This window comes from Streptomyces sp. AB3(2024) (assembly GCF_041862025.1).
In the GTDB taxonomy this organism is placed as follows: domain Bacteria; phylum Actinomycetota; class Actinomycetes; order Streptomycetales; family Streptomycetaceae; genus Streptomyces.
Genome location: NZ_JBGWAB010000045.1, coordinates 15,461 through 28,561, shown reverse-complemented (window position 1 = coordinate 28,561; position 13,101 = coordinate 15,461). Strand labels below are relative to the sequence as shown.

15 protein-coding genes are annotated in these 13,101 nt (G+C 73.9%); 7 read left to right on the top strand and 8 right to left on the bottom strand.

Annotation, left to right across the window (positions count from 1 at the left end; genetic code table 11):
* Positions 1-12 precede the first annotated feature (12 nt).
* On the bottom strand, positions 13-678 hold the full coding sequence (locus ACEPPI_RS19320) for a DedA family protein (RefSeq protein WP_373916468.1): 666 nt from the start codon (positions 676-678) through the stop codon (positions 13-15).
* A gap of 174 nt (positions 679-852) precedes the next feature.
* Positions 853-1,305, bottom strand: coding sequence for a DUF4442 domain-containing protein (locus tag ACEPPI_RS19315; RefSeq protein ID WP_078950544.1), 453 nt, complete (start codon positions 1,303-1,305; stop codon positions 853-855).
* A 96-nt stretch (positions 1,306-1,401) separates the two neighbouring features.
* Here ACEPPI_RS19315 and ACEPPI_RS19310 point away from each other — a divergent pair, with 96 nt between their 5' ends.
* Both ACEPPI_RS19310 and ACEPPI_RS19305 read left to right on the top strand, forming a co-directional pair.
* Complete coding sequence (locus tag ACEPPI_RS19310) at positions 1,402-2,442, top strand: hypothetical protein (RefSeq protein ID WP_373916467.1); 1,041 nt, start codon at positions 1,402-1,404, stop codon at positions 2,440-2,442.
* 80 nt (positions 2,443-2,522) lie between these two features.
* Positions 2,523-3,845, top strand: coding sequence for an MFS transporter (locus tag ACEPPI_RS19305; protein ID WP_373916466.1), 1,323 nt, complete (start codon positions 2,523-2,525; stop codon positions 3,843-3,845).
* Positions 3,846-3,883: 38 nt separating this feature from the next.
* On the opposite strand, the gene ACEPPI_RS19300 is transcribed toward ACEPPI_RS19305, so the two are convergent.
* The 5 genes from ACEPPI_RS19300 to ACEPPI_RS19280 form a co-directional block, all read right to left on the bottom strand.
* The gene (locus ACEPPI_RS19300; protein ID WP_373916489.1) at positions 3,884-4,675 is read right to left on the bottom strand and encodes a spermidine synthase; all 792 of its coding nucleotides are present in this window, start codon (positions 4,673-4,675) and stop codon (positions 3,884-3,886) included.
* Positions 4,676-4,742: 67 nt separating this feature from the next.
* Positions 4,743-5,600: a patatin-like phospholipase family protein gene (locus ACEPPI_RS19295; protein WP_373916465.1), complete on the bottom strand. Its 858-nt coding sequence runs from the start codon at positions 5,598-5,600 to the stop codon at positions 4,743-4,745.
* A gap of 129 nt (positions 5,601-5,729) precedes the next feature.
* Positions 5,730-6,908, bottom strand: coding sequence for an elongation factor Tu (gene tuf, locus ACEPPI_RS19290; RefSeq protein ID WP_373916464.1), 1,179 nt, complete (start codon positions 6,906-6,908; stop codon positions 5,730-5,732).
* Between the two features lie 89 nt (positions 6,909-6,997).
* A complete protein-coding gene (locus tag ACEPPI_RS19285; RefSeq protein ID WP_373916463.1) occupies positions 6,998-7,141 on the bottom strand; it encodes a hypothetical protein in 144 nt (47 codons plus the stop codon).
* An 87-nt stretch (positions 7,142-7,228) separates the two neighbouring features.
* The gene (locus tag ACEPPI_RS19280; RefSeq protein WP_373916462.1) at positions 7,229-7,945 is read right to left on the bottom strand and encodes a DNA alkylation repair protein; all 717 of its coding nucleotides are present in this window, start codon (positions 7,943-7,945) and stop codon (positions 7,229-7,231) included.
* A gap of 49 nt (positions 7,946-7,994) precedes the next feature.
* On the opposite strand from ACEPPI_RS19280, the gene ACEPPI_RS19275 reads away from it, so the two are divergent.
* The 5 genes from ACEPPI_RS19275 to lnt all read left to right on the top strand — a co-directional run bounded on the left by ACEPPI_RS19275 (position 7,995) and on the right by lnt (position 12,220).
* A complete protein-coding gene (locus ACEPPI_RS19275; RefSeq protein ID WP_373916461.1) occupies positions 7,995-8,723 on the top strand; it encodes a TVP38/TMEM64 family protein in 729 nt (242 codons plus the stop codon).
* Between the two features lie 48 nt (positions 8,724-8,771).
* Entirely contained in the window at positions 8,772-9,650 is an 879-nt protein-coding gene (locus tag ACEPPI_RS19270) for an undecaprenyl-diphosphate phosphatase (protein WP_356220208.1), read from the top strand.
* Between the two features lie 109 nt (positions 9,651-9,759).
* Positions 9,760-9,936 carry a hypothetical protein gene (locus tag ACEPPI_RS19265; protein WP_356220210.1) on the top strand — a complete coding sequence of 59 codons (177 nt, stop codon included), beginning with the start codon at positions 9,760-9,762 and terminating at the stop codon, positions 9,934-9,936.
* Positions 9,937-10,096: 160 nt separating this feature from the next.
* Entirely contained in the window at positions 10,097-10,564 is a 468-nt protein-coding gene (locus ACEPPI_RS19260) for a nuclear transport factor 2 family protein (protein ID WP_373916460.1), read from the top strand.
* A 42-nt stretch (positions 10,565-10,606) separates the two neighbouring features.
* Positions 10,607-12,220, top strand: a complete 1,614-nt coding sequence (gene lnt / locus ACEPPI_RS19255; RefSeq protein ID WP_373916459.1) for an apolipoprotein N-acyltransferase — start codon at positions 10,607-10,609, stop codon at positions 12,218-12,220.
* Here the strand turns inward: lnt and ACEPPI_RS19250 are convergent.
* Positions 12,138-13,049, bottom strand: coding sequence for a Gfo/Idh/MocA family protein (locus ACEPPI_RS19250; RefSeq protein WP_373916458.1), 912 nt, complete (start codon positions 13,047-13,049; stop codon positions 12,138-12,140). The genes lnt and ACEPPI_RS19250 overlap by 83 nt on opposite strands.
* Positions 13,050-13,101: the final 52 nt, after the last annotated feature.

Below are 13,101 nucleotides of genomic sequence, written 5' to 3'. Positions count from 1 at the left end.
CCCGGACCGGCGTCAGTCGGAGGTCGCGGCGGCGGCGGCCGTCGCCGTCGTCGGCTCCGCCTCGTGGACCTCGGCGGCGGCCTTCTTCATGCGGAAGCGCACCACCAGCGTCACGGCGAGGCCGATCAGCAGGGCCACCACCAGCGCCAGCCAGGAGAACCGCTTGATCCACGGCTCGGCGACGATGCCCACGGTGTAGATGACGGCGGTCGTACCGCCCGCCCACAGGATGCCGCCGAGGACGTTCGCGATCAGGAACCGCCAGTACGGCATGCGCAGGACGCCCGCGAGGGGCCCGGCGAAGATCCGCAGCAGGGCGACGAACCGGCCGAAGAAGACGGCCCACATGCCCCACTTGTCGAAGGAGCGCTCCGCGAGGGCCACGTGGGCGGGCCCGAAGTGCTTGGGGAAGCGCCGGCCGAGCCGTTCCAGCAGCGGCTTGCCGCCCCGGCGCCCGATCGCGTAGCCGATGGAGTCGCCGATGATCGCCCCCGCGACCGCGCAGGCGCCGAGGACCACGGGGTCGATGTGTCCCTGCTGCGAGGCCAGCAGGGCCGCGCTGACCAGGATGATCTCCCCGGGCAGCGGGATGCCGAGGCTCTCCAGTCCGATGACCAGGCCCACCAGGAGGTAGACGCTGATCGCCGGAATCGTCTCCAGCCATTCCTGGATGTGCACCGGCACGTCCTCCCGAGTCCTCGGCGGCGCGCCCCCGTGACACGCCGAACGGGCAGCCTATCCGCTCCCCGCGACAGCCCCGGGCCGCGAGGGAGGTTCACGGGAGGAACGACCGGCGAACACCTGGCGACGGCCGGAACCGACCGGCCCGTCAGGCCGTCACGGGTCAGGCCGTCACGCGTTGGGGCGCAGGGTCCAGACGACGGTCATCTCGCCGGTGACGGCCTCGTCCTCGCGCTGGATGGCGATGGTGACGGGGAACTCCGGGCGGCCGCCCGCGTCCAGTTCGGCCACGACGTCGGCGGCCGGGCGGCCGAGGGTGGCGGTGGCGGTCACGACGCCCTTGGCGAGCTTCTTGTAGCCGATCTCCGCGCGGACGGCCAGCGGCACGGCGCGCGAGAGCTGGTCGCCGAAGGCGGCCAGGACGATGGCGCCGCTCGCGGACTCGGCGAGGGTGAACATGGCACCGGCGTGCGGGCCGCCGACGTGGTTGTGGAAGGCGGGCTGGTCGGGCAGCCGCACGACCGCGCGCTCGGGGGTGGTCTCGATGAATTCGAGGTTGAGGGTGCCCGCCATCGGCACGGTCTGGGCGAGCAGTTCGCCCACGTTCATCTGGTCTGCGCTCATGACACGCGATGTTACCCACGAGTAGAGAGGCTTGACCAGACCCTGCCAGGGGGCGGCCGTGGCTCCCCGCACCCTCTCCCACTATCGTTACCGGCCATGTGGCCAGGACAGCAGCAGCCGCCCGGGGGCGAACACAACCCTCAGGACGCGCAACAGAACCCGTACCAGCAGCAGCCGGGACAGCCGAACCCGTACCAGCAGCCGCAGCAGCCGCAGCAGCAGCCGGGATTCGGACAGCAGCAGCCCGGCTACGGGTACCCGCAGGCCGGATACCAGACGCCGCCGCCGACCCAGCCGTGGGGCCAGCAGGCTCCACCGCCGCCGTCCCCGCCCTCTGGCGGAGGCAAGCTCTCCACCCGCACCGTGGCCATCGTCGCGGCCTCGGCGGTCGTGGTGGCCGCGGCCGGCACCGCGGCCTTCGTCCTGACCCGGGAGGACAAGAAGGACGACCGGGCCGACGACAAGCCGACCGCCGCCGCCTCCACCCCGGTGGTGCCCTCCCCCAGCGCCCCGTCCGGCAACCCGCGCGCCGGTGGCGCGCCCCAGCCGGTGATCCCGGGCTGGAAGGTGGTCGTCAACACGAAGTACGGGGCCGCCTACGACGTGCCCCCCGACTGGGACGTCCCCGAGTCCGGCTCGGTCCTCTTCTTCGACGACCAGGTCAAGAAGGACGGTTCGCCGGTCATCACCATGACCGGCACCTCCTCCTTCAAGCGCGAGTGGTGCACGGTCGACACGGACAAGAACGGCAGCCTGGAGAAGTTCTCGCTCGCCGACGCCGGCATCAAGGGCGGCCAGGGCGCCAAGGACACGGCCCAGGTCGCGACCGACAACACCGGCTCCTGGGTCTGGGCGGGCTACGCCCAGAAGGAACCCAAGGGAACGGTCAAGGTGACCGACCCCAAGGAGTACACGACCTCCTCCGGGCTCAAGGGCCACATGGTGATCGCCACCGCGCCGAACGTGAAGAAGGAGCACAAGTGCTCCACCGACGGCAAGGCGGTCGGCTTCGGCTTCAAGAACGCCGTCGGTGACTTCGCCAGCTTCGTGCTGGTCGGCCCGGCCGGCGTGAAGGACGAGGTCCAGGCCGACGTCTACGACAAGATCCTCAGCTCCATCCGACTCACCGCGAACTGATCCCCCGCGTCCCGGCGCCGGGCCGGCGATCCAGCCGTAATCGGTTTGGAGTCCCGGCCCGGGCAGGGGATAGTCCGTGGGTGAGCCCTTCCCCCACCGCCACCCCCCACGGCCCGCCGCGCCGCCGGCCCGAGTGGGCCGGGCGCAACTACACGCTGCTGACCGGCGCCGCCGTCATCACCAACCTCGGCAGCCACGGAGCGCTCATCGCAGCCGCCTTCGCGGTCCTCGAAGCCGGGGGGTCCGGCGGGGACGTCGGCCTCGTCGCCGCCGCCCGTACGCTCCCCCTCGTCCTCTTCCTCCTCGTGGGCGGCGCGCTCGCCGACCGGCTGCCGCGGCACCGGGTGATGGTCGCGGCCAACGCGCTGAACTGCCTCTCGCAGGCCGTCTTCGCCGTCCTCGTGCTCGCCGGGGACCCCCAGCTGTGGCAGATGATGCTGCTCACCGCGCTGTGCGGCACCGGTACGGCCTTCTTCAACCCGGCCGCGGAGGGGATGCTCCTCTCCAGCGTGTCGGGCGAGCACTCCAACCGCGCCTTCGCCCTCTTCCGGATGGCGATGAACGGCGCCGGCATCGGCGGCGCGGCCCTCGGCGGCGCCATGATCGCGGCGATCGGGCCGGGCTGGGTGCTGGCCGTGGACGCGGCGGCCTTCGCGCTCGCCGGTCTCCTGCGCGCCTTCCTCCAGGTGGATCACGTCGCCGGGCGGGCGCCGGGCGGTGGCCTGCTGGCCGACCTGCGCGAGGGCTGGGTGGAGGTGCGGACCCGCCCCTGGCTGTGGAGCATCGTGCTCCAGTTCTCCGTGGTCGTCGCCGTCGTCGGTGCCGCCGAGGCGGTCTACGGCCCCCTCGTGGCCCGCGACAGCCTCGGCGGGCCGGCCCCCTGGGGCGTGGCCCTCGCCTGCTTCGGCGCGGGCACCATCGCCGGGGCCCTGCTGATGATGGTGTGGAAGCCGCGCCGCCTGCTCCTGGTCGGCACCCTGTGCGTGTTCCCGCTGGCGCTGCCCTCGGCGGGGCTGGCCGTACCGCTGCCCGTGTGGGGGCTGTGCGCGGTGATGTTCGTCAGCGGCGCCGCCATCGAGGTGTTCGGCGTGAACTGGATGACCGCCATGCACCAGGAGATACCGGAGGAGAAGTTCTCCCGGGTCTCGGCCTACGACTGGTTCGGCTCGGTCTCCATGCTCCCCCTGGCCACCGCCCTGGCCGGACCCGCCGAGACCGCCTTCGGCCGCGCCACTGCCCTGTGGGGCTGCGCGGCACTGGTGGTCGTCGGCACCGCGGCGGTGCTGTTCGTGCCCGACGTCCGCCGGCTGACCCGCAAACCCCCGCCCGTACGCTCCGCCGCCCTCACCCCCGCTCCTGCGGCCCCGGACGCGGCGCGCGGCAGCGCCGCCGGAGTCTCCTGACGGCGGAGCCGGGGAACGAGTGCTCTTCCGGACCGGGCTCAGCCGAGGCTGAACGCCCCCTCCGGCGGCTCCGGCGAGGCCACCGCGTCGGCGTCCGCCACCACCCTGGCCCCGCGCACGAAGCGGGCCAGCGCCTCCCCGTGCTCCACCCGGGCCGGGAAGGCGTCCCCGGCGCACCGCCGGGCGAGGCCGGCCACCGGAAGGGCGGCGTCCGAGGCCAGCAGCACCGCGTTGCCGAAGCGCCGGCCCCTCAGCACGCCCGGCTCCGCGATCAGCGCCAGCTCCGGGAAGACGGCCCCGAAGTTCGCCAGCTGGGACCGCAGGAAGCCGAACGGCGCCCCGTCCGCCAGGTTCGCCGCGTACAGCCCCCCGGGCCGCAGCACCCGGGCCGCCTCCCGCGCGTACTCCACCGAGGTGAGCTGGGCCGGCACCCGGGAGCCCCCGAACACGTCGGCGACCATCACGTCCGCGCTCCGGTCCGGGGCGGAGGCCAGCCAGCCCCGGGCGTCGGCCGCGTGCACGCTCACGTCCGCCCCGGCGGCCAGCGGCAGGTGTTCGGCGACCAGGTCCACCAGGCCGGCGTCGAACTCCACCACCGTCTGCCGGGACCCGGGCCGGGAGGCGGCGGCGTAGCGCGGCAGGGTCAGGGCGCCGCCGCCCAGGTGCAGCAGGTCCAGGGCGGCCCCCGGCCCGGCCGCGCAGTCGAGCACGTGCGCGAGGCGGCGTACGTACTCGAACTCCAGGTGCTCGGGCTCATCGAGGTCGACGTACGACTGCGGGGCCCCGTCCACGGTGAGCAGCCAGGCCCGCTCCCGGTCCACGTCCGGCATCAGCTTGGCGGTGCCCTGGCCCACTTCCCGGATCACCGGGATCTGTTCGTCGCTCACCCCACCATTGTCAGGCCCCCGCCGGACCCTCCCAGACCTCCCGGGCCGCCTCCACGTGGGCGGCGGCCTGGGCCAGCCCGGCCCGCGCGGCCGGGTCCCGGCGGGCGGGGTCGAGCACGTTGCGCCCGAAGGCCTTGCGGGCCTCGGGCGACGGGGTGATCAGCAGCACCCGGGCCCCGTCGGCCCGCAGTCGCGCGGCCTGCGCGGAGGGGGCGGGAACCTTCCCGGAGCCCATGGCGATCGGGGCGATGACCACGACGCGGCGGTATCCCGCGGCGAGGTCGGCGTTGGTGGCGGAGCGGACCCCGCCGTCGACGAACCGGCGCCCGCCGATCGTCACCGGCGGCCACACCCCGGGTACGGCGCAGCTCGCCGAGACCGCTTCCACCAGCCCCGCGTCCCCGTCCCGCTCGAAGGCGGCGAGCTCCCCGCTCAGCGCGTCGACGGCGGTGACGACCAGGCGCCGCTCGGGCCACTCGTGGGAGACCAGCCGGGCTTCGAGCACCGCGCGCCGCTCCGCCTCGTCGGTGGTGTCGGCGGCGAGCGCCATCGCGCCGACCCGCCTGCGGTAGCCGGCCGCGTCGCGGGAGCGGGCCATGGCCACGGCGTACCGGGCGATGACGCCCGCGCCGATCCGGGCGGCGACCTCTCCGGCGGTGTCGCCGAGCTGACGCTCGTACAGCTCCTGCGGGGTGAGCATCCCGGAGGCGAGCTGCGCGCCGACCACCGAGCCGGCCGAGGTGCCGACGACGAGGTCGGCGCGGAAGAGGTCCACTCCGGCGCGGGCGAGCCCGTAGAGGATCCCGGTCTCCCAGCCGATGCCGGTGAGTCCTCCGCCGCCGAGCACCAGTGCCGTGTCGCCGCTCATCGCCGCCCCGTTCCTCTCTCGTCGGCGTGCGCACGCGTACGCGCGCCGTGTGGTGACGGCAGTCTGGCGCAGGGACACCGCCGTCACCACACCGGGTCGCGTCGACCGGCCCGAGTCAGCCGGCCCCTGTCAGCCGACCGCCGTCACCGTGCCCGCGCCCACCGTGCGGCCGCCCTCGCGGATCGCGAAGCCGAGGCCGGACTCCAGCGGGACGTCCCGCCCCAGTTCGACGGTCATGGTGACCGTCTCCCCGGGCCGGGCCACACCGGCCGCGCCCAGGTCCACGTCGCCGACGACGTCGGCGGTGCGGATGTAGAACTGCGGCCGGTACCCGGAGGCGATCGCCGTACTGCGTCCGCCCTCGCGGGCGGAGAGCACGTAGACCTGCGCGGTGAAGCGCCGGGCGGGCGTCACGCTGCCGGGCGCGGCGACCACGTGGCCGCGGCGCACGCCGTCGCGGTGCACGCCGCGCAGCAGCAGGGCGACGTTGTCGCCCGCCTCGGCGGACTCCATCGGCTTCCCGAAGGTCTCCAGCCCGGTCACCACCGTCTCGACCGGCTCGCCGTCACCGCCGAGCACGCCCACCCGGTCGCCGAGGCGGACGGTGCCGCGCTCGACGGCTCCGGTGACGACGGTGCCGCGGCCGGTGATCGTGAGGACGTTCTCCACGGACAGCAGGAACGGCGCGTCGGTGTACCGCACGGGCATGGGCACGTACGTGTCCACCGCGTCCAGCAGCGCCTCCACCGCACCGGTCCACCGCGGGTCGCCCTCCAGCGCGCCGAGCCCGGAGACCCGTACGACCGGCGCCGCGTCGCCGCCGTAGCCGTGCGCGGTGAGCAGCTCGCGGACCTCCAGCTCGACCAGGTCGGTCAGCTCGGGGTCCCCGGCGTCGGCCTTGTTGAGCGCGACCACGATGTGGTCGACCCCGACCTGGCGGGCGAGCAGGACGTGCTCGGCCGTCTGGGGCATGACCCCGTCGAGGGCGGAGACGACGAGGATCGCCCCGTCCAGCTGGGCAGCGCCCGTGACCATGTTCTTGATGTAGTCGGCGTGGCCGGGCATGTCGACGTGGGCGTAGTGGCGGGTGCCGGTCTCGTACTCGACGTGCGTGAGGTTGATGGTGATGCCGCGCCGGGCCTCCTCCGGGGCCCGGTCGATGCGCTCGAACGGGACGTAGGAGGCGCCGCCGCGCTCGGCGAGGACCTTGGTGATGGCGGCGGTGAGGGTGGTCTTGCCGTGGTCGACGTGACCCATGGTGCCGATGTTGAGGTGCGGCTTGGTGCGGGTGAAGGCCGTCTTGGCCATGGTTTCTTTCCCGTGTTCGAAGCGTGGACGGGACCCCTGGAGCGAGCCGACCCTCCCCCTGCGGGGTCCGCCGGACGATCCGGGAAGGGTCAGCTTCGTGCGCCGTCGAATGCGGCGAAGGGTGCCGCCGCGAAGGCTTCGGCGAGGAAGCCCGCTGCGGGGAAGGAGTCCGGGGCAGCCTTCGGCGCGTCCGCGACTGCGGACGGCGCTGTGGGGAAGGCGTACCGGAACATGTCCCCGATCCTGCCGGACCGGACCGGGGGCGTCGAATGAATTTCCTTGTGCCGGGAGCCCGTTCGGACGGGAGGCGCCCGCCGGTCCTACAGGTTCTTCAGGGCCTCGCGCACCGACAGCGGTGCGAGCAGGGCCCTTTGGGCCGTGACGAAGGCCCGGACGGCCTCCGGGTCCGTCTTGGCGTACTCGCGCAGGGCCCAGCCGATGGCCTTGCGGACGAAGAAGTCCGGATGGCCGGCCCGGCGGTGGCAGTACGCGAACAGCCGCTCGGCGTCGGTGGCGGACTTGTACGCGAGCTGGTACAGGAGGGCGGTGCGCACGAGCCAGATGTCGTCGTCCCCGATCCAGGCGTCCATCACCGTGGTCAGCCGCGGGTCCGCCGCCACCCGCGGGCCGACCGCGTGCGCGGCGAGCAGGTCCACGGTGTCCCACCAGGAACCGGTGACGAGCAGGTGCCGCACCACGGGCAGGAAGTCCGAGGAGCAGCGGGAGACGTGGCGGCGCAGGTAGTCCACCGCGAAGTACCGGTACTCACGCTCCGCGAGCCCCCGGCAACGCAGCGCGAGCGCGGCGCAGTCCGTCTCGGTGGGCGGCGGAGTGTCCTTCGTCACGGTGCGGGACAGCGCGCGGCGCTCGGGGGTCGGGATGCCGAGGAAGGGGGAGACGTCCTTCATGTACGCGGCCATCGGCCCGGCCCGCTCGGGATCCGCGGCCGCTCCGTACGCGGTGGTGAGCCGCTCCAGGAGGACGTCCGCGAGGGCGCTGTGCGGGATCCCCGCGGGTCGCCGCGTGTTCGGCCGCATGAGGCCCACATTACGGCGCGGCGCCACGGGCCTCGGTTAGTCTCCCGGAATGTCCCTCCTCCTCGCGCCGTGGGCCCGGCTGTCGCTGCTCGTCGTGCTGCTGGTCTCGGCCGGGGCGTGCGTGGTCCTCTACGAGCCCCAGCGGCTGCTGTCCCGGGGCTGGCCCCCGGAGCTGCCGCTCGGCGCGGGGGTGCTGCTGTTCGCGGGTGCGTACGGCCTGTGCACGGCCGCGTTCGTGCCCCGCCCGCTGCTGAACCTCGCGGCGGGGGCGGTCTTCGGTTCGGTGTTCGGGCTGGTGGCGGCCGTCGGCGGGACCGTCCTCGGCGCCGCGGTCGCCTTCGGGCTCGGGCGGGTCCTGGGGCAGGAGGCGTTGCGCCCGTATCTGCGCGGACGCTGGCTGCTGGCGGCCGACGGGCAGCTGAACCGGCACGGGTTCCGTTCCGTGCTCGCGGTGCGGATCTTCCCCGGCGTGCCGTTCGCGGCGGCCAACTACCTGGCGGCGGTGTCCCGCTGCGGCTGGCTGCCCTTCCTCCTCGCCACGGCGCTCGGCACGGTCCCCAACACCGCCGCGTACGTGATCGCGGGGGCCAGCGCCGCCACTCCCGGGTCGCCCGCGTTCCTCGTCTCGTCCGGGTTCATCGCACTGTCCGCGGTGGTCGCCGCAGCGGTCGCCTGGCGCAAGCGGCACCGCCTCGCGCCCCCCGCCGCGGAGGCTCCCGCGCACCGGCCGCGGGCTGTTCACCCCCCTGTGGTCACGGCCGCTCCGCACGGGCCCTAGCATCGGACCCGAACTGCCCTACGATCACAAGGACGAGCGCACCCCGACATGAGCTGGTTCGAATCCCTAATCCTCGGTCTCGTCCAGGGGCTTACGGAGTTCCTCCCGATCTCCTCCAGCGCCCATCTGCGGCTGACCGCGGCGTTCGCCGGCTGGCACGACCCCGGTGCGGCCTTCACGGCCATCACCCAGATCGGCACCGAGGCCGCCGTCCTCATCTACTTCCGCAAGGACATCGCGCGGATCATCTCCACCTGGTTCCGCTCGCTGTTCACCAAGGCGCTGCGCTCCGAGCAGGACGCCAAGATGGGCTGGCTGGTCATCGTCGGATCGCTCCCGATCGGCGTGCTGGGCCTGCTGTTCAAGGACCAGATCGAGGGCCCCGCCCGTGACCTGCGGCTGACCGCCACCACCCTGATCGTGATGGGTCTGATCCTCGGCTTCGCCGACTGGCTGGCCTCGCGCGACGAGCAGGGCGGCCGCCACCGGGTGGTCCACCAGCGCAAGACGCTGAAGGAACTGGGCGTCAAGGACGGCCTCATCTTCGGCGCCTGCCAGGCGATGGCCCTGATCCCGGGCGTCTCCCGCTCCGGCGCGACCATCTCCGGCGGTCTGCTGCTGGGCTTCACCCGCGAGGCCGCGGCCCGCTACTCCTTCCTCCTCGCGATCCCGGCCGTGCTGGCCTCGGGCGCCTTCGAGATCAAGGACGTGATCGAGACCCCCGGCCACATCACCTGGGGTCCGACGATCTTCGCGACGGTCATCGCGTTCTTCGTCGGCTACGCCGTCATCGCGTGGTTCATGAAGTTCATTTCCACCAAGAGCTTCATGCCCTTCGTGATCTACCGGATCCTGCTCGGCATCGTGCTGTTCGCCCTGATCGGCGCGGGTGTGCTCAGCCCCCACGCCGGCGAGTCGGGGTCCTAGCGGCACCGCCGCTCACCAATCGGCGTGAATCGGAGGCCGCCCGGGAACGTTCCCGGGCGGCCTCCGCGTCGTTGTCCTTGGAGCGAGGAACAGCAGCAGGGGGTGTCCCGTGAGCCGTGTGGTACTGGAACGATTTCCGGCCGGAAGTCCGAGGGGGAGCTGGCCGGCCGAGGAGTACGCCGCCCAGCGGATGCGCGAGGGCGTGCCGGCGGAGGTGGTGATGGACCTGGCCAGCGACGCGTTCCTGGTCGTGGTCCGGCAGCGGGAGGCGCGTTCGGGGCGCTGAGGGAGGCCACCCGGACCCGCCCGGCCCCCGCCCGGCGGACGTCGCGCACCGGATCACCGTCGCGCACCGGCGTCGGAAACCCGCCCCGGCGGTGGTCCGTCGGCCATCCGGTGGCCGCACGCCCCTTGGCCTGGCGGCCCCGCAGCCCCACACTGTCCCGATGACGCAGCGTGTGGACCTGGCGACGGTGATGGACCGGCTGGCCATCGACGAGGTGGTCTCGGGGTACGCGGCGGCCGTCGACGACGGGGACTGGCCCGGCTACCGCGCCCTGTTCACGCCGGACGGGCGGGCCGACTACCGCTCGGCGGGCGGCATCGAGGGTCCCGCCGGGGAGGTCGCGGACTGGCTTCGGCGGACCATGACGCTGTTCCCGGTGCGCCAGCACCTGATCGTCAACCGGCTGGTCCGGCTGGAGGACCAGGGCGGCTCCCCCGGGGACACGGCGCGGGTCCGGGCCGACTTCCTCAACCCGATGCGGCTGGCGGGCGAGGACTTCGACGGCACGGTCACCGCCCCGAACTTCGTCGCCGCGGGCCGCTACGCGTTCGAGCTGGCCCGCACCCCCGACGGCTGGCGCCTGAGCGGGGTCACCGTGCACGAGAAGTGGCGACGCCTCTCGGAGTGAAGGGCGGGGCCGCAGGTCCCACACTGGAAGCGGAGGCGCGCATTGGTCACGGAGCGGACCCGGTGGTGGCGTACGGCCGCGGCGGTGGCGGCCGGGGCACTGCCGTGCCTCGCCTTCCCCGCCCCGGCGCTCTGGTGGTTCGCCTACGTCGCCCTCGTGCCCTGGATGCTGCTGCTGCGCTCCGCCCCCACCGGGCGGCGGGCCGCCCAGGAGGGCTGGCTCGGGGGCGCCGGGTTCATCGTGGCGGTGCACCACTGGCTGCTGCCGAGCCTGCACGTGTTCCTGCTGCCGGTGGCGCTGCTGCTGGGGCTGCTCTGGATCCCCTGGGCTCTCCTGGTGCGGGAGCTGCTCGGCGGGACGCCGCACGGGTGGCGGGCCGCGGCCGCGCTGGTCCTCGTACCGGCGGGGTGGCTGCTGTCGGAGCTGGCCCGGTCCTGGCAGGGGCTGGGCGGGCCGTGGGGGCTGCTCGGCGCCAGTCAGTGGCAGGTGCCGCCGGCGCTGCGGCTGGCTTCGGTGGGCGGGGTGTGGCTGGTGAGCCTGCTCGTGGTGGCGGTGAACTGTGCCGTGGTGCTCCTGGTCGCCGTGCCCCGTGCGCGGGTTCCCGCGGTGGCCGCCGTGGCGGGGTGTGCGGTGCTCACGGGGATGGTGTGGCTGTGGCTGCCGCTCCCCGAGGCCTCGGGCGGCGTGCTGCGGGTGGCCGTGGTCCAGCCCGGCCTGATGGCGGACGGCCCGGACGGCGCCTCCGGCGCCGGGGGCACCACCGCCACGGCGGCGGCCGACGCGGCCCAGCGGCGGTTCGACGCGCAGGAGCGACTGACCGGGACGCTGGTGGGGCGGCGGGTGGACCTGGTGGTGTGGGGCGAGAGCAGCGTCGGCGCGGACCTGGCGACGCGGCCGGACCTGTCCCGGCGACTGGCCGCCCTGTCCGCGCGGGTCGGGGCCCCGCTGCTGGTCAACGTGGACGCCCGGCGCTCGGACCGGCCCGGCATCTACAAGAGCTCCGTCCTGGTCGGCGCGCGAGGACCGACGGGTGACCGGTACGACAAGATGCGGCTGGTGCCCTTCGGCGAGTACGTGCCGGCCCGCGCGGTGCTGGGATGGGCCACCTCGGTGGGCAAGGCGGCCGGCGAGGACCGGATGCGCGGCGCCGCCCCGGTGGTCATGGGGCTGCCGGACGGCACCCGGATCGGCCCGCTGGTGTGCTTCGAGTCGGCCTTCCCCGACATGAGCCGGGAGCTGACCCGGATGGGCGCGGCGGTCCTGGTGGCGCAGTCCTCCACGTCCACCTTCCAGCACAGCTGGGCCCCGGCCCAGCACGCCTCCCTGGGGGCGCTGCGCGCGGCCGAGAACGGCCGTCCCTTCGTGCACGCCACCCTCACCGGCGTCAGCGCCGTCTACGGCCCGTCGGGCGCGCGGATCGGCCCGGCCCTGTCCACGTCGGCGAGCACGGCGGCCCTGTACGAGCTGCCGCTCGCCCGGGGCACCACCCTCTTCGTGCGCTTCGGGAACTGGCCCGGGGGCGCGGCGGTCGCCGCGGTGGCGGCGTACTGCGCGCTCCGCTGCGTCCGGGCGGTCAGGCCCGGGAGGCCTGCTCCAGAGCCGTCAGCACCACCCGCTCGCACAGTTCGTGGGTCAGCAGCGCGTCCCGGGCGCTGAGCGCCTTGCCGGCCTCCACGGCCTCCAGGAAGGTGTCCACCGCCTGCTCGATGCCGCGCTGGCGGGCCACGGACACCCAGTCCCCGCGCCGCCGCACAGTGGGCTGGCCCTTGTGGTCGATGATCTCGGCGAGGTTGACGACCTGACGCTTGGAGTCCTGTCCGGAGACCTCCAGGACCTCCTCGGTGGATCCGGAGAGCCGGTTCATGACGCCGAGGGCGGTGAAGCCCTCGCCGGACATCTGGAGCACCACCTGGTGCATCAGCCCCTCGCGCACCACGGCCCGCACGTCGATGTGGTCGGCCTCGCCGGGAAGCAGGAAGCGCAGGGTGTCGACGACGTGGATGAAGTCGTCGAGCACCAGGGTGCGCGGGTCCTCGGGGAGCCCGACCCGGTTCTTCTGCAGGATGATCAGCTCGCGCGGGTGGTCGGCGCACTGGGCGTAGCCGGGCGCGTGGCGGCGGTTGAAGCCGACGAAGAGGCCGACCCCGCGCTCCTCGGCCAGTTCCACCAGGCGCCGCGAGTCCTCGAACGCGTAGGCCAGCGGCTTGTCCACGTACGTCGGCACGCCGGCCCGCAGCAGCCCCTCGACGATCTCGGGGTGGGCGGCGGTCGGCGCGTGGACGAAGGCGGCGTCGAGGCCCTCGGCCAGCAGTGCGTCGAGGGTGGTGTGGCGGCGTTCGCGCGGGACGTGGTGGATCGCGCCGATCCGCTCCAGCGTGGCGGGAGTGCGCGTCTGCAGGTGCAGTTCGACTCCGGGGCGGGTGGTGAGGACGGGCAGGTACGCCTTGCGGGCGATGTCGCCGAGTCCGATGACGCCGACCTTCACCGGGTGCCTCCTCATATGTACGCAATGGGATACCGGCAGCTTAATCCCTGGT

Excerpts from the sequence above, each read along its gene's own strand:
- ACEPPI_RS19315 (WP_078950544.1), bottom strand. The coding sequence starts at position 1,305 with ATGAGCGCAGACCAGATGAACGTGGGCGAACTGCTCGCCCAGACCGTG.
- ACEPPI_RS19310 (WP_373916467.1), top strand. The coding sequence starts at position 1,402 with ATGTGGCCAGGACAGCAGCAGCCGCCCGGGGGCGAACACAACCCTCAG.
- ACEPPI_RS19300 (WP_373916489.1), bottom strand. The coding sequence starts at position 4,675 with ATGCCGGACGTGGACCGGGAGCGGGCCTGGCTGCTCACCGTGGACGGG.
- ACEPPI_RS19295 (WP_373916465.1), bottom strand. The coding sequence starts at position 5,600 with ATGAGCGGCGACACGGCACTGGTGCTCGGCGGCGGAGGACTCACCGGC.
- tuf (WP_373916464.1), bottom strand. The coding sequence starts at position 6,908 with ATGGCCAAGACGGCCTTCACCCGCACCAAGCCGCACCTCAACATCGGC.
- ACEPPI_RS19285 (WP_373916463.1), bottom strand. The coding sequence starts at position 7,141 with ATGTTCCGGTACGCCTTCCCCACAGCGCCGTCCGCAGTCGCGGACGCG.
- ACEPPI_RS19280 (WP_373916462.1), bottom strand. The coding sequence starts at position 7,945 with ATGCGGCCGAACACGCGGCGACCCGCGGGGATCCCGCACAGCGCCCTC.
- ACEPPI_RS19275 (WP_373916461.1), top strand. The coding sequence starts at position 7,995 with ATGTCCCTCCTCCTCGCGCCGTGGGCCCGGCTGTCGCTGCTCGTCGTG.
- ACEPPI_RS19270 (WP_356220208.1), top strand. The coding sequence starts at position 8,772 with ATGAGCTGGTTCGAATCCCTAATCCTCGGTCTCGTCCAGGGGCTTACG.
- ACEPPI_RS19260 (WP_373916460.1), top strand. The coding sequence starts at position 10,097 with ATGACGCAGCGTGTGGACCTGGCGACGGTGATGGACCGGCTGGCCATC.